Source organism: Streptomyces pinistramenti (assembly GCF_020564935.1).
GTDB lineage: Bacteria > Actinomycetota > Actinomycetes > Streptomycetales > Streptomycetaceae > Streptomyces > Streptomyces pinistramenti.
Window position 1 is genome coordinate 91,391 of the sequence record NZ_JAJCXB010000023.1, and the last position, 14,422, is coordinate 105,812.

Consider the following 14,422-nt stretch of genomic DNA (forward strand, 5'->3'; position numbering starts at 1 on the left):
GGCCACGGTTCGGACACCGGCTCTCAGCCCTCGCGGCGCGCGTACCGGGCCCTGACCGCGGCCAGCGCCGCACCGTACAGCGTGAGGACCGCCGCCAGCAGCAGGTAGTACAGCGCGGGCGGCGGCGCCATCTCCAGCAGCGGGCCCAGCGGCGAGAGCGGCAGCAGGACACCGATCACCGCGAGGGCCGCGACGGCGATCCGGACGGGGTCCGCCGTACGGCCTTCCGCCGCGCGGCGCCCGCCGCGCAGCAGCAACATCACCATCGCCTGGGTCAGGAGGTTCTCGGTGAACCACGCGGCATGGAACGCCTCGGGGGCGCCGGAGCCCGATGTCGTGTGCAGGGTGAAGGCGAGGACCGCGAAGGTGGCCAGGTCGGCGGTGGCGTTGAGCAGGCCGAAGGCGGTGATGAAGCGGAGGAAGGGGCGCGGGCGCAGCGCCGACGGCCTGCGTACCGCGGCGGGCCCCGGGCGGTCGAAGGCGAAGGCCAGCTGGGCCGCGTCGAAGCAGAGGTTCTGCACCAGGACCTGGGCCGGCAGCATCGGCAGGAACGGCAGCAGCAGGCCGGCGAAGAGCATGGCGATGACGTTGCCGAGGTTGGACGAGAGAGTGATGCGCAGGTACGCGGCGATGTTGCCGCTGCTGCGGCGCCCGGCGGTGATCGCACGGTCGATGGCCGTGAGGTCCTTCTCGGCGAGCACGACGTCGGCGCCCTCGCGCGCGACGGTCACCGCCCCCCGGGGGCAGATCCCCACATCGGCCGCGTGCAGCGCGGGCAGGTCGTTGACGCCGTCACCGAGGAAGCCGGGGGTGCGGCCGCTCTCCCTCAGTGCCGCCACGATGCGGGCCTTGTCCCGGGGCGTGCAGCGTGCCACGACCGTGGCCCGTTCGACGGCCTCGGCGAGCGGCGGCCCGGCCAGCCCGCCGAGCCGGTCGGCGGTGAGGACCTCGCCCGGCTCAAGACCGAGGTCCCGGCAGGCCCGCGCCGCGGTACCCGGGTGATCGCCGGTGAGCACCTTCACCGCCACGCCACGCCGGGCGATGACCCCCAGCGCGTCGGCGGCGGACGGCGCGAGGGCGTCGCGGAAGGCGACGAATCCGATGAAGACCAGGCCGCGCAGGTCGCGGTCCTGGTAGGGGCCGTTGCGGGCGGGCCGTTCGGCGAGCGCGACGGCGAGCAGGCGCAGGCCGCCGGCCGCTTCGTCGGCTGCGAAGCGGAGCAGCCGCGCGCGCCCGGCCTCGTCGAGCGGTGCTTCCGTGCCGTCGGCAGCGCTCCGCCCGCAGCGGTCGATGACGTCCTCGGCCGCGCCCTTGACGACGAGCGTGCGGGTGCCGTGCCGGCCGGGGCGGCGGACGACGGCGGTGGCGAGCCGCCGGGCCGGGTCGAACGGGAGGGCCGCCACGCCCTCGTACGCCATGGGGTCGGCGCCGTGTTCCTCCGCGGCGTCCAGGATCGCCTCGTCCAGGGAGTCCGGGGCGGGCAGTTCGGCGAGTTCGAGGGTCCAGAAGCTGTTGACGGCCGCCCAGCGCAGCACGCCGGGATCGGGGCGGCCGCGTGCGTCGACGGACCGTTCCACGACCGGCCGGTCCTGCGTCAGCGTGCCGGTCTTGTCGAGGCACAGGACGTCCATCGCCCCGAGGTCGTGCAGCGCGGGCAGCCGCTTGACGATCACGGCGCTGGTGCGGGCGAGCGCGGACGCGCCCCTGGCCAGCGCGGCGGTCACGATGACCGGCAGCATCTCGGGGGTCAGCCCGACCGCCACCGCGACCGCGAACGGCAGCGTCTCAAGTCCCCGCCCGCGCACCGCGGCGTCGGCCATCAGCACCAGCGGCGGGGTCAGCAGCATGAAGCGGATCAGGGTCCAGGCGATGCCGTGCACCGAGCGGTCGAACGCCGTCTCGCCGCGCCGCCGCGCACCTCCGCGGTAGGCGGCGGCGAACCGGGTGGCGGCGGCGGTGGCCACGACCAGCGCCGTCCCGCTCCCGGAGGCGACGCTGCTGCCCTGGAAGCACATGTGCGGCGGCTCCGGCCCCGCGCCGCCGCTCGCCGGATCGTCGACGGCCTGCTTCGGCACCGGTACGGATTCGCCGGTCAGCGCCGCCTGGTGCACGGTCAGCCCGCTCGCCCGCAGCAGCCGCACATCGGCCGGGACGAGGTCGCCCGCGCCCAGCCGGATCACGTCGCCGACGACGAGCTGTTCGACGGGTATCTCGCGGGCCACGGGCGGCGACGCGTCGTCCGTGCGCCGCTGTACGGAGGCCGTGGTGGCGACCATCTCGCGCAGTGCGGCCATCGACCGGCTGGCGTGGTGCTCGCCACCGGAGCGCAGGGCGCAGCTGACCACGACGAGGACCAGGATCACGCAGGCGGTGCCCCAGGAGGCGACGACCGCGGACACCAGGCCAAGGCACAGCAGGACCGTGGTGAACGGATCGCGGACGCTGCCCAGAAAGCGCCGCGGCCAGGAGATCGGCCGCCAGGCGGGGACGGTGTTCTCGCCGTCCCGTACGAGGCGTTCGTCGGCCTGCTGCTCGGTCAGGCCGCGCGGCCCGCTGTCCAGCAGCCGCATGAGCTGAAGGGTGGTGAGCGCGGCCGGTTCGCTCGCTCCGGAGCCGTCCGGCAGGTCCGTGCCCGGCCGCGGCCGCGCCTGATCGCGGGACGGTGGGCCGACTCCGGTCGCCTCGGAGGTCTCAGGCACCGATGTCACGGAGCGGTACCGGAAGTGCCTGTCCGGCGCGGGCGGCCAGTTGCACGACCAGGAGCCGTACCACCGCCACGACGTCGGGGTCGTCGACCAGGTAGACGACCCGGCGGCCCTCGCGGCGGGACCGCACGAGTCCGGCGAGCTTCAGCTTCGTCAGATGCTGGCTCACCGCGGGCAGCGCCCCGCCGATCCGCTCGGCGAGCCCGCTGACGTCGCTCTCCCCTTGTGCGAGTGCCCACACGATGTGCAGCCGCGGGGGCGATGCCAGCAGCCCGAACATCGCGGCCGCCTCGGTCAGCACTTCGGCGGACGGGTCCGCCGTGCCGCCTTCGCCCTCGATGCCCATCACCACTGCCGCTCCCCGTCCGTCCGGAGCGCTCATTCTAGGGCGTCACTCGTTCCGAGGTGGCGGGTCACGGATCCTGGCCGACGGCTCCACCGGCACGGGGGGCGAAGGCGGAGTGTGACGAACACGGCATTCTTCGGCGAGAGGGACGGCCCCAGGCCAACGCCGCAGCCGCGCGCGGCTGATGGGCACCGACGCGAATCGCTGGGAAGGTCCGCAATCGAGGCCGGTTTTGATATGTGCGCTTCGGCGCGATATCCACTGGGCCTCTTACGGAATCTCCACATAGTATGCACACCATGTGCCCGACTCCTGCATCGCGACCGGTTCCTGCCCGGTCCTTGGCCGACGTGAACGCCGAAATCCGGGCGTTCATGTCCGACCGGGCAGGGCGACCCCTGGGGCCCGAGGAACAGGCCGAGTACGAGCAGCTGCTCGCGGCGTGGACGGCGGCCGTTGAGCGGCCGCCGTCCGTACCCCGGCCCGGTCCCCCGCCGCTGGCCCAGGCCGGGCAGTAGGCGTCCCGCCCCGGTTCACCGCACCGGCACCCGCGCGCTCCTGCCGATGCGGGCGGCCGAAGTGCCCAGGCCGCGCGGCCCGGCGAGGCGTCGCACCGGGGTGCCGACGGGGCGACGGAGTTCCGCCTCCTCGTAGCGGTGGCAGTCCTGGTGCCAGGTGAGGATTCCGGCGAGCCAGTTCTTGAGTTCCTCCGCGTACCCGGTCAGCGTGGCGCGGGCCCCGGCGTCGAGGCGGAATTCGTCGAACAGGGCCGGGAGTTCGACGCCGACGATGTGCTCGAACTGGCGCATCCGGGACGTCATCAGGTCGTTGACGACGCCGAGGGCTTCCTGGAGGCCGCAGTCGAAGAAGTTCTGGACGACGAGGACCGCGTTGTGCACCTCGCCCTCGAACTGGATCTCCTTCTGGTACGAGAACAGGTCGTTCAGCAGCCCCGCGTAGTCCGCCGCCGCGTTCTCCATGGCCTGGACCGGGCGGGCGCGGTAGACCTCGGGCGGGACCGTCCTGCCGTGCGCGAGGCGCGACAGGCTCATGGTGAGGTCCGCGCCGAAGGTCTTGCGGCGCATCTCGACGTAGTCGACGGGGTCGGGGATGCGGTTCTCCCGGTGGTTGGCCAGTTCCCACAGCCAACTCTCCGTCATGTCCTCGATGGTGCGACGGAAGGTGCGCCGGGCCGCCACGGTCATGGGCCCTGCCGTACGGGTCCACAGGTCGGCAAGCGTGCGCTCCAGGGCGTTCGCCGGGGGCGGGACGTCGGTGGTGGACTCCACCGGCATGAAGGCCGACAGCCGTTCGGTGCAGACCCGGGCACCGGCCACGTCGTGGGTGCGCCCGAAGACCACGGGGTAGTAGTCGTCCCCGTAGGTGCCCCAGGTGAGCCAGCCGGTGGTGAGGTCGAGTTCGTCCAGGGACGCGTCGGGGTGGATGCCGGCCGAGCACAGCGCGAAGTCGAAGGCGCGGAGCTTGTGTTCGTCCCAGATGCCGGGTTCGGGAAGGGCGGGGGCGGACACGCCGGGGGCGGCGGTGCCTGGCAGGCCGTCGAGCATGCCCATCCGGCGCGCCCAGACCACCACGTTTTCGCGCGAGGCGGCCAGGTGCGGGCTGAGCCGGGTGGTGTAGGGCATGTGGAGTTCGGGGACGGCCACCTGCCCGACGGCCTGGAACGGCACGTGGGTGTGCCGCCTGACGCGGGCCGGCATCGTGGCCGCCAGCGAGGCGGCGATCCGGGCCGCCGACGTCCCGAGCCCCGTCGGGCCGCCCAGCACGCGCGCCCCTGGGGCGGGCAGGCCGCCGGGGTGCGCGGCCGAACCCGGGGACGCGGCGTCGTTCATGTAGCGGCTGGACCGCAGATGCCATTCGTGGCCGCCGGACTGCCAGTCCTGGAGTCCCTTGACGTACGCGGCGACGTCGGCGGTGGCACCCGGGTCGAGGGCGTACTCCGCGCACAGCGGCGGCAGTTCGGTGATCGCGGTGTGCTCGAACTGGTGGAGCCGTGAGGTGAGCAGGTCGTTGACCGCGTCGGCCGCCTGCTGGGTGGTGCAGCCGAGGAACTTCTCGAAGACCAGGACGCCGTTGGACAGTTCGCCCTCCTCCTCGATCTCCCGCTGGTAGGAGAAGAGGTCGTTCCGCAGGTGCACCGCGTCGGAGAAGGTGTCCTTCAGTACCCGCAGGGGCCGGCTGGCGGCCACCGCGGCCGGGATCTCGGCTCCGGCCGCGTATTCGACGAGCCCGGCGGACCAGGGGGCGCCGCCGACCTTGCGGCGCATCTCGATGTACTCGACGGGGTTGGCGACCCGCCCGTCCTGGATGTTGGCCAGCTCCCACAGCGACTCTTCGAGCAGGTGCTGGGTGCTTTCGGCGAAGCGGCGCCGCCAGTCCTGCGACATGGCGGGCACGGTGCGCTGCCACAGGTCGGCGAGGCCCCGCTCCACCGCGTTGACCGGCTCGGGCGCGGCGGCGACGGGGTCGACCGGCATGAAGGCGGGCAGCCGGTCCAGGTATGCCTTCGCCCCCGCCATGTCCTGGTTCCGCTTGAAGCTCTCCAGAAAGTGGTCGTCGAAGAAGAAGACCCACACGTACCAGTCGGTCACCGTCGCCAGCTCCGCGGCCGGCGCGTCCGGGTGGGTGTAGGCGCAGAGCAGGGCGTAGTCATGGGCGTCGAAGTCACGCTCGTCCCAGATACCCGACCCCTCGATCATCTCCATCTCGCGGGCCCACGCCTTGGAATGGCTGCGTACCGTCTCCAGATGCGGGCTGAGCCGTGCCGGATACGGCTCGTAGAACTCCGGAAGCCTGAAGGGCTGTGTCATCTGCGCCTCACCTCTCCTCGTCTCGTCCGGGTCTCCGGTTACTCCCGGCCGCGGCCGATCTCGACGTTCTCCAGCACGCCGAGCGCGTCCGGGACCAGGACCGCGGCCGAGTAGTAGGCGCTGACCAGGTAGGAGATGATCGCCTTCTCGTTGATGCCCATGAACCGGACGGACAGGCCGGGCTCGTACTCGTCCGGGATGCCCGTCTGGTGCAGGCCGATGACGCCCTGGTTGTCCTCGCCGGTACGCAGGACGAGCACGGAGCTGGTGCGCTCCTTGGTGATCGGGATCTTGTTGCAGGGCAGGATCGGGACGCCGCGCCAGGCGGGGACCTGGTTGCCGTGCAGGTCGACGTGGTCGGGATAGAGGCCGCGGGCGTTCATCTCGCGGCCGATGGCAGCGATGGTGCGCGGGTGGGCGAGGAAGAACTTCGAGCCGCGGCGGCGGCTGAGCAGCTCGTCGAGGTCGTCGGGGGTGGGCGGGCCGGAGTGGGTCTGGATGCGCTGGCGGTAGTCGGCGTTGTGCAGCAGCCCGAACTCCGGGTTGTTGATCAGCTCGTGCTCCTGGCGCTCGCGCAGCGCCTCGATGGTCAGCCGCAGCTGGTGCTCGGTCTGGTCCATCGGCTCGTTGTAGAGGTCGGCGACGCGGGTGTGCACCCGCAGCACGGTCTGCGCGACGCTCAACTCGTATTCGCGGGGCGAGAGTTCGTAGTCGGCGAAGGTGCTGGGCAGAACCGGTTCTCCGACGTGGCCCGACGACAGGGCGATCTCGGCCTCGCCGTGCTTGTTCTGCCGCTGCTGCGGCAGCGAGCGGAACTCGCGGATGTGGGCCTGGAGGGACGGGGAGCCGTCGAGGACGGCGTCGAACTCGCGGCGGGACAGCGTCAGGACGGTGCCCGCGGTGGCTGCCTTGGCGGTGTACTCCCAGACCGCCTCGGAGTCGAGCAGGCCCTCGGCACCGAAGTGGTCACCGTCGGCGAGTACGCCGAGGGCGGCCGGGTCTCCGTAGCGGCCGTCGGTCAGCTTGTTGACGCGTCCGTGGGCGAGCAGGAAGACCTGGTCGGCGGGGCTGCCCTGGGCGGCCAGGACCTCGCCGGCTTCGACCTCGCGCTGGACGAACCGGCCGGCGAGGGTGGCGAGTACGTCGCCCTCGTCGTAGCCGCGCAGGGCGGCCAGCTCGCCCAACTCGCGCGGGATGACGGCGACTCGGGAGCCGGTCTGGTTGAAGTCGATCCGGCCGTCGCCGACCGTGTAGGTCAGCCGCCGGTTGACCCGGTAGGCGCCGCCCGCCGTCTGCACCCAGGGAAGCATCCGCAGCAGCCAGCGCGAGGTGATGCCCTGCATCTGTGGCGCGGACTTGGTGGTGGTCGAGAGGTTCCGCGCTGCCGCGGTTCCCAGGCTCTGCTGCGTACCGTGCTGTCCCTCGGTGCCGGCATCGATCGACATCCGACGCTCCTCTTCGTGATGATTGCGCACCCACTCGCTCCGTGCCGCAGGCGCGGCAAGGCCCTTGCGCCGGGCGGGAGTTGAGTATGTGCAGGCAGGGGGGTTGCGGGGCGCGAACCTGCGGGCAAGCCAGGCAGGGCGGACCCCGTTGAACTGTTGATCACACTAGGGGCCGAAAGCAGTGCCCAGGAACCGGATCCGGGGATGGCCGCGACATTGAACACGGACGAGTGACAGTGATCGTTTTAAACCCTCGAAAAGTCCTCGATCATCCGCCCGAAGGGGTCTTCGTACCGTCCTCGACAGGTGGGGAGCAGGTGTGAAGAAGCGCTGATAGGGGGCGGCGGCGCGGGAACCGGACGTGAGACAGCGATTCACTTGGCGAGCCGACAGTGGTTGATCAGGCTGGTGGCTACGGCAGGGTCACGCGAGCGGCATCGCGAGTCGGCGCGTCCGTGATGTCAATGCTGGTCGGTCGAGCGGGCGTCGTACGCGGCGCGGGCTGTATGCACGCGGGCTGCGTTGGTCTTGGACCAGTCTGCGATGGCGGTGGTGAGTGCTCCCGCTTCGCGGCCGAGGCCGGTGAGGGCGTAGTCGACCCGTGGGGGGATGGTCGGGTAGACGGTGCGGCTGACCAGGCCATCGCGTTCGAGGTTGCGCAGCGCCTGGGTGAGGGACTTCTGGGTCACGCCCTCGATGTGTCGGCGCAGCTCGGTGAAGCGGAGCGGCCGGTCGTTCCGGCCGAGCACGCCCAGGACGTAGAGCGACCACTTGTTCGCCAGCACGCCCAGGACGGTGCGCGACGGGCAGTCCTTCGAGTAAGTGATTTTCGAGTTGGTATCCATCAGGTACCTATATATCCAAACGGTGCCTACTTCATAAACGATACAGGCCGTGTGCAGCATGAAGTGATCTGCACCGCGTTGCGGAACAGATCACTCCCCTGGGAACTGATGACGGAGGCACCATGATTTTGACAACGGGAGCGACGGGCAGGATCGGCGCCGAAGCGGTTCGGCTCCTGGTCGGCAAGGGCCTTCCCGCCCGGGCCCTGATTCGCGACGCGACGCGCGTGCCGCAGGACGGAAGCTGGGGCGGCGTCGAGATCGCTGTGGGCGATTTCGACCAGCCGGACACGCTGGATGCGGCGATGACCGGCGTCGGCACCCTGCTGGTCATCAGCCCTTCGGTACCCGCCCAGGAGATTGCGGTCATCGACAGCGCCGTCCGTCAGGATGTGAAGCACGTCATCAAGATCACGAATCACAAGGCGACCGAGGATTCTCCCGTCGACCGCCGTCGCGACCATGCGCGTATCGAGGCTCACCTCAAAGCGAACGGTCTGACGTACACGCTGCTGGCGCCGAACCTGCTCATGCAGAACCTCTTCCTCGTGGCCCCGATGATCAAGCAGACGCACGGGTTCGTGATGTCGGCCGGTGACGGCCGGTTCGGCATGATCGATTCACGTGACGTGTCCGCAGCCGCGGCGGCGGTGGCAGCCGCTCCCGCCGGCCATGAGGGGCGCACATACTTGCTGACCGGTCCGGAGCTTGTCACCTACGCCGACGTGGCCGCCGAGCTGACCCGGGCCCTGGGCCAGGAGATCGAGTACCGCCGGGTCACGCCCGATCAGCACCGCGAGGGAATGATCCAGGCAGGGCTTCCTGAGCCGGTCGCCGCCTCCAATGCCCAGGTCTTCGGGCTGATCGCCGAGGGAGATGCCGCATGGCTGTCCGATGACGTTGCCAGCCTCACGGGACACAGCCCCCGCAGTCTGCGCACCTTCGTCACCGACCATGTCGCCGCTTTCCAGTAGCCCCTATGACGCCGTGACGCGTTGAGCCGGGCATGAGGAGTTCTGTCGAACGGATGGCGCCCGAGGAGTGGTGGGAGCCGTTTCGGCGGGTGGCGCCGGAGACGGTCGTACGCCCGCAGGGCGGCGGACGCCGGAGGGCAGGAGACCGTGACCGCCCGCCCGCGGCCCTTTCGTCGCCACCTCTGGCCGCTCCTGGTGGTAGCTGCCGCCGGTCTTCGGGCCGACCTGGCCCACCATCCACCGACGTTTCGCCCGGTGATCCAAGGACCGCGCCCAAGCTCGCCTGCACCGCGTCGTCCTCGATGAGCTCGGAGCCGCCGGTGACCTGGACCGGTCGCGGTGCGCGATCGACTCCGTCAGTGTGCGCGCCCTCGAAGGGGGCTATTGACGGGACCGAATCCGACCGATCGCGGCGAGAACGGATCGAAGGTCCACCCGATCACCTACCGCAGACTCACCGAGTGAAACGACGTCTTGTGACGTCCGGTGCCGCGGCGGCCGGAGCCGGCTCGCACGAAGAGCATCATAGATGTCATCGATAGCAGTGATGGTTATTGCGTCTTGGACGCTATAGATGCAGGTGGTGCATGGTGGATTTCGTCAGCCCCTCGGGGCGGCAACCACCGGAAACCACCGGTTTTCACCGAAGGGAGTCACCGTGCACGACCTCGCAGCGGGCGTGAAGATCTTCCAGCAGGACGTCTTCCCGGCCAAGGCCCCCCTGTTCGCCGGGCTCGCCGGCCGGCACCGGCCCACCACCTTGTTCATCAGCTGTTCCGACGCCAGGGTCGTGCCGGAGCTGATCACCCACAGCGAGCCCGGTGAACTGTTCGTCATCCGGACCGCGGGCAACCTCGTACCGGCCCATGCGCCGGGCGGGGACGGCGTGGCGGCCAGCATCGAGTACGCGGTGGAGGTGCTGGGAGTGTCCGGCATCGTGGTGTGCGGACACTCCGGATGCGGCGCGATGACCGCCCTGGCCGAGGGCCACGAGCTGACGGCGCTGCCGATGATCGCCGACTGGCTGCGCCACGCGGACGCCTCACGGCCGGACGAGGGCGCGGATGACGGCGCGGACGAAGTGGCCGCGTGGGTACGCCGGAACGTGCTCGCCCAGCTCGCGAACCTGGCCACCCATCCTTCGGTGGCCCGTGCCCTGCGGCGCCGCACGGTCTCCCTGCACGGCTGGGTCTACGACATCGCCACCGGCACCGTCGAAGAACTCGACCCGGCGACCGGCCGGCCCGAACCCGTCGCGCCCTGACCCCGAGGCCGCTGCTCCCCCATACCTCGGCCCGGCACCATGAACCGCCGGACCGGACACCCGAAAGGAAACCGACATGATCCACGCACAGTTCGACCCGACCGCCCGTCAGAACCTGGCCATCGCCGCCGTGGAGGCCAAGACCCGCAAGGACCTCTCCTGGCAGCAACTCGCCGACGTCGCGGGCCTGTCGGTCGCGTTCGTCACCGCCGCGGTACTGGGCCAGCACGCCCTGCCCGCGCCCGCAGCGGAGGCCGTCGCCGAGCTGCTCGGCCTGGACGAGGACGCGGCGATGCTGCTGGCGACCATCCCCACCCGCGGCTCGCTGCCCACGGGCGCGCCGACCGACCCGACCATCTACCGCTTCCACGAGATGCTCCAGGTCTACGGCACCACCCTCAAGGCCCTGATACACGAGCAGTTCGGCGACGGCATCATCAGCGCCATCAACTTCAGGCTCGACGTCAAGAAGGTCGCCGACCCGGAGGGCGGCGAGCGCGCGGTGATCACTCTCGACGGCAAGTACCTGCCGACCAAGCCGTTCTGACCCAGGGTGCGGGGAGCGGGCCGGACGTCTTCCCGGCCCGCTCCCCCGCCGCCACCCGCCGGCCGGCACCGGCCGGCCCCATGGCCCGATCCCGGAGGCTTCCCATGGACTTCGCCCAGCGCACCATCGACATCGCCCGCCGGAACGTCGAAGAGGGCGGCCGCCCCTTCGCGACCGTCATCGTCAAGGACGGCCGGATCCTGGCCGAGAGTCCCAACCTCGTCGCCCAGACCCATGACCCCACCGCGCACGCCGAGATCCTCGCCATCCGCGAGGCGTGCCGGAAGCTGGGCACCGAGCACCTGACCGGCAGCACGATCTACGTGCTCGCCCTCCCGTGCCCGATGTGCCTGGGCTCGCTGTACTACTGCAGCCCCGACGAGGTCGTCTTCCTCACCACCCGCGACGCCTACGAGCCGTACTACGTCGACGACCGCAGGTACTTCGAACTGGACACCTTCTACGGCGAGTTCGCCAAGGACCACACCGAGCGGCGGCTGCCGATGCGCCACGATCCGCGCGCGGCCGCCACCGACGTGTACAAGGCGTGGAACCGGCACAACGGCGGCGAGCGCCGGGTGTCCGGCGCCCCCATCGCCTGACCGCCTGCGTGCGGCGGGCCGTCGCCCGTGGGCCGCGTCCGGGCCTTCCACGGGATGCGGACGGTGACAAGTGAGCGACGTAGGGCCACGATCCGGGGCTCCTGAGACGCCCTCCGGGCCCGTCGACTGTGAGCCCGCCCATAGGTCGCCGATCACGTACGGAGCGCGGTAGTAGACGGGGCGGGGGCGGCGCCCGGAGCCCACGGCGGGTGTGTGTCCGCCGTGCGGCCTCCGCTACGTCATGGGGTAGTACGGGCGGGCATTGCCCCGATCCGTCCGGTTCGCTAACCATGGCTGACGTCCCGGGAAGCCGATCGCCGGACCGGGCGGGATTCGCCCGCCGCTGCCGATCGGGCCCACCGCGTACAGCGCCAGTCGCTGCCGCAGGGCGCCCGGGGCCCGTCCCATCACCGAACGAAGAGGTACTGCTGCATGACCGCCACCACCCGCACCGCCACCAGCACGCGCTTCCGTAAGCTCGCCGTCACCGGCGTCGCCGCACTCGGTGCCGCGGCCGCCGCCCTCACCATCGCGCCCTCCCCCGCGCACGCCGCCGCGCCGGCCCCGCACAGCGTCGCCGCCGCCACGGTCTCCACGTCCGGCGTCACGGAGCAGGCGAACTCCGCCGCCAAGGCCGGGCAGGACTCCTCGTCGGGCAACCTGGACGGCTGGATCCGTCAGTCCCTCGACGTCATGAAGTCCAAGGGCATCCCGGGCAGCTACGAGGGCCTGCACCGCAACATCATGCGCGAGTCCGGCGGCAACCCGAACGCGGCCAACGGCTGGGACGTCAACGCCCAGAACGGCACGCCGTCCAAGGGCCTGCTCCAGGTCATCCAGCCGACCTTCGACGCGTACCACGTCTCCGGCACCAAGCACGACCTGACCGACCCGGTCGCCAACATCACCGCGGCCGCCCAGTACGCCGCCGACAAGTACGGCTCCATCGACAACGTCGACTCCGCGTACTGAGCCTCCGGGCACGAAGAGCGCACGTAGAAACGGACAGCAGATGCCGCACGAGAGCGGGAGTGACACACCGGAGCCTGCCGGCCTCGCGCCGGCCGGCGACGGACCGCGCACGAGGCGGCGCCCGCGGCGCAAGGCACTGCGGATCACCGCCTGGGCCGCCTTCGGAGTCCTGGTGCTCGGAGGGTCGGGTGTCGCCTGTCTCTGGGCGCACCTCAACGGCAACCTCCAGGGCGTCGACATCGATGCGGCCCTCGGCAAGGACCGGCCGAGTGAGGCGCACAACGGCGCCATGAACATCCTCCTGCTGGGCTCCGACTCACGGGCCGGCACGCACGGCGAGTACGGCCACGGCGTCAGCGGCGCCCGGTCCGACACGACGATGGTGCTGCACGTCGACAAGGCCCACGACAAGGCCGGCATCGTCAGCATCCCGCGGGACACGATGGTGAACCGTCCGGCGTGTCCGACGCCGAAGGGTGGCACCGCACCGGCCGCCCAGCAGGCGATGTTCAACGAGTCCTACCAGGTGGGCGGCCCCGGCTGCACCGTGAAGACCGTCGAGAAGATGTCCGGCGTCCGCATGGACCACTACCTGGAAGTCGACTTCACCGGCTTCAAGAAGATCATCGATGAGCTGGGCGGCGTGGACGTCACCACGCAGCGGGCCGTCAAAGACGCCAACAGCAAACTCGACCTGACCGCCGGCAAGCACCGCCTCAAGGGCGAGCAGGCGCTGAGCCTGGTCCGCACCCGGCACGGCGTCGGCGACGGCAGCGACCTCGGCCGCATCCAGCTCCAGCAGGCGTTCATCAAGGCGCTGACCCAACGGATCGACAGCATCGGCCTGTTCAGCAACCCGGCCAAGCTCTACGGCCTCGCGGACACCGCGACCCGCACCGTCCGCGCCGACTCCGGCCTGGCGTCCACCGGCAAGCTGCTGGGCCTGGCGAAGGACCTCAAGGGCATCGGCCCCGGGAACATGAACATGGTCACGATGCCGGTCACCTACGACCCGCAGAACCCGAACCGGGTGCTGCCGCTCGACAAGGCGTCGCAGCAGGTCTGGAAGGCGCTGCGGGAGGACCGGCCGATCCCGAAGTCCGCGGACAAGAACTCGGTGGGCGACCAGGGCAACTCGCCGGTGACCGCCAGCTCTTGACCTCTCGGGGCCGGTGCGGCGACGCCTGGCCCGCACCTCCGGATCCGCAGGTCCGGGGATGCGGAGGCACGGAAGGGCCCAGCGGCCCCGCCTGGCCCTTCCATCCCTCCGTGCTCGCTCAACTCATCGCACGCATCCTCCCCATGACGCTCCATCACCGGTGAATATGGGTATGACCTCCAGGAATCCTTCTTTTCGGGTCTCCCGGAGCCGCACATGATTCATTCCGAACCCCAGCCCGGCGACATAGGGCTCACCCAGATACCCGGCACGGCCGGCCGGCTGATCCGTATCGGCCAGTGGCTGAACGGCAACGGCTTCGCCGACTACCAGCACGCCTTCCTGGTGCTGCCCGACGGCAAGCTCCTGGAAGCGGAGCCGGGCGGGGCGCGCATCAGGCCGCTCGACTCGTACGCGGATTCCGACGTGCTGTACGTCGGTCCGCCGGAATACTCGCCGCAGCACCGCGCGGACGTCTGTGCCGCGGCCTCGAAGTACGTGGGAGTGCCGTACAGCTTCCTCGACTACCTGGCAATCGCCACCCACCGCATCCATCTGAACGTCCCGGGGCTGCGCCGCTACGTCGCCGCCACCGGGCACATGATCTGCTCCCAACTCGTCGACCAGTGCTACCAGGACGCCGGGATGCACCTCTTCGACGACGGCCGCTGGCCCGGCTATGTGACGCCGCTGGCGCTGCACCAGCTGCTGGCCGACTGACCAGGGCCGCGAACC

Annotated in this window: 13 protein-coding genes and 1 pseudogene; 9 read left to right on the forward strand and 5 right to left on the reverse strand. The window is 70.8% G+C overall.

All coding sequences use genetic code 11. From position 1 onward, the window contains the following. Positions 1-23: 23 nt before the first annotated feature. Together mgtA and LIU39_RS18140 are read right to left on the reverse strand one after the other, a co-directional pair. Positions 24-2,708, reverse strand: coding sequence for a magnesium-translocating P-type ATPase (gene mgtA / locus LIU39_RS18135; protein WP_227047791.1), 2,685 nt, complete (start codon positions 2,706-2,708; stop codon positions 24-26). Then, positions 2,692-3,087, reverse strand: a complete 396-nt coding sequence (locus LIU39_RS18140) for an ArsR/SmtB family transcription factor (protein ID WP_372463951.1) — start codon at positions 3,085-3,087, stop codon at positions 2,692-2,694. Before LIU39_RS18140 ends, mgtA begins: the two co-directional genes overlap by 17 nt. Positions 3,088-3,401: 314 nt before the next feature. On the opposite strand from LIU39_RS18140, the gene LIU39_RS18145 reads away from it, so the two are divergent. Beyond that, positions 3,402-3,569, forward strand: a complete 168-nt coding sequence (locus LIU39_RS18145; protein ID WP_227047792.1) for a hypothetical protein — start codon at positions 3,402-3,404, stop codon at positions 3,567-3,569. A 15-nt stretch (positions 3,570-3,584) separates the two neighbouring features. Here the strand turns inward: LIU39_RS18145 and LIU39_RS18150 are convergent, their stop codons facing one another. The 3 genes from LIU39_RS18150 to LIU39_RS18160 form a co-directional block, all read right to left on the reverse strand. After that, positions 3,585-5,879, reverse strand: coding sequence for a family 2 encapsulin nanocompartment cargo protein terpene cyclase (locus LIU39_RS18150; protein WP_227047793.1), 2,295 nt, complete (start codon positions 5,877-5,879; stop codon positions 3,585-3,587). A gap of 38 nt (positions 5,880-5,917) precedes the next feature. Continuing rightward, entirely contained in the window at positions 5,918-7,324 is a 1,407-nt protein-coding gene (locus LIU39_RS18155; protein ID WP_227047794.1) for a family 2B encapsulin nanocompartment shell protein, read from the reverse strand. Between the two features lie 461 nt (positions 7,325-7,785). After that, on the reverse strand, positions 7,786-8,169 hold the full coding sequence (locus LIU39_RS18160) for a winged helix-turn-helix transcriptional regulator (protein WP_227047795.1): 384 nt from the start codon (positions 8,167-8,169) through the stop codon (positions 7,786-7,788). Positions 8,170-8,291: 122 nt separating this feature from the next. On the opposite strand from LIU39_RS18160, the gene LIU39_RS18165 reads away from it, so the two are divergent. The 8 genes and pseudogenes from LIU39_RS18165 (at position 8,292) to LIU39_RS18200 (ending at position 14,407) form a co-directional block, all read left to right on the forward strand. After that, positions 8,292-9,143 (forward strand): SDR family oxidoreductase, encoded by an 852-nt coding sequence (locus LIU39_RS18165; protein ID WP_227047796.1) that lies wholly within the window; start codon positions 8,292-8,294, stop codon positions 9,141-9,143. Positions 9,144-9,175: 32 nt separating this feature from the next. Further along, positions 9,176-9,578: pseudogene (locus LIU39_RS18170) on the forward strand (IS5/IS1182 family transposase); the annotation flags it as partial. A gap of 223 nt (positions 9,579-9,801) precedes the next feature. Further along, positions 9,802-10,407: a carbonic anhydrase gene (locus tag LIU39_RS18175; RefSeq protein ID WP_227047797.1), complete on the forward strand. Its 606-nt coding sequence runs from the start codon at positions 9,802-9,804 to the stop codon at positions 10,405-10,407. A 76-nt stretch (positions 10,408-10,483) separates the two neighbouring features. Further along, positions 10,484-10,954 (forward strand): cyanase, encoded by a 471-nt coding sequence (gene cynS, locus LIU39_RS18180; protein WP_227047798.1) that lies wholly within the window; start codon positions 10,484-10,486, stop codon positions 10,952-10,954. Positions 10,955-11,058: 104 nt separating this feature from the next. Then, positions 11,059-11,556, forward strand: coding sequence for a nucleoside deaminase (locus tag LIU39_RS18185; RefSeq protein ID WP_227047799.1), 498 nt, complete (start codon positions 11,059-11,061; stop codon positions 11,554-11,556). 432 nt (positions 11,557-11,988) lie between these two features. Next, the gene (locus LIU39_RS18190) at positions 11,989-12,528 is read left to right on the forward strand and encodes a transglycosylase SLT domain-containing protein (protein WP_227047800.1); all 540 of its coding nucleotides are present in this window, start codon (positions 11,989-11,991) and stop codon (positions 12,526-12,528) included. Positions 12,529-12,568: 40 nt separating this feature from the next. Further along, positions 12,569-13,687, forward strand: coding sequence for an LCP family protein (locus tag LIU39_RS18195; protein ID WP_227047801.1), 1,119 nt, complete (start codon positions 12,569-12,571; stop codon positions 13,685-13,687). A 216-nt stretch (positions 13,688-13,903) separates the two neighbouring features. Next, the gene (locus LIU39_RS18200) at positions 13,904-14,407 is read left to right on the forward strand and encodes a C40 family peptidase (protein WP_227047802.1); all 504 of its coding nucleotides are present in this window, start codon (positions 13,904-13,906) and stop codon (positions 14,405-14,407) included. Positions 14,408-14,422 lie beyond the last annotated feature (15 nt).

Coding starts and splice junctions, on each gene's coding strand:
- LIU39_RS18200 (WP_227047802.1), top strand. CDS start 13,904: ATGATTCATTCCGAACCCCAGCCCGGCGACATAGGGCTCACCCAGATA.
- LIU39_RS18185 (WP_227047799.1), top strand. CDS start 11,059: ATGGACTTCGCCCAGCGCACCATCGACATCGCCCGCCGGAACGTCGAA.
- LIU39_RS18165 (WP_227047796.1), top strand. CDS start 8,292: ATGATTTTGACAACGGGAGCGACGGGCAGGATCGGCGCCGAAGCGGTT.
- LIU39_RS18155 (WP_227047794.1), bottom strand. CDS start 7,324: ATGTCGATCGATGCCGGCACCGAGGGACAGCACGGTACGCAGCAGAGC.
- LIU39_RS18195 (WP_227047801.1), top strand. CDS start 12,569: ATGCCGCACGAGAGCGGGAGTGACACACCGGAGCCTGCCGGCCTCGCG.
- LIU39_RS18190 (WP_227047800.1), top strand. CDS start 11,989: ATGACCGCCACCACCCGCACCGCCACCAGCACGCGCTTCCGTAAGCTC.
- cynS (WP_227047798.1), top strand. CDS start 10,484: ATGATCCACGCACAGTTCGACCCGACCGCCCGTCAGAACCTGGCCATC.
- LIU39_RS18140 (WP_372463951.1), bottom strand. CDS start 3,087: ATGAGCGCTCCGGACGGACGGGGAGCGGCAGTGGTGATGGGCATCGAG.
- LIU39_RS18160 (WP_227047795.1), bottom strand. CDS start 8,169: ATGGATACCAACTCGAAAATCACTTACTCGAAGGACTGCCCGTCGCGC.
- LIU39_RS18150 (WP_227047793.1), bottom strand. CDS start 5,879: ATGACACAGCCCTTCAGGCTTCCGGAGTTCTACGAGCCGTATCCGGCA.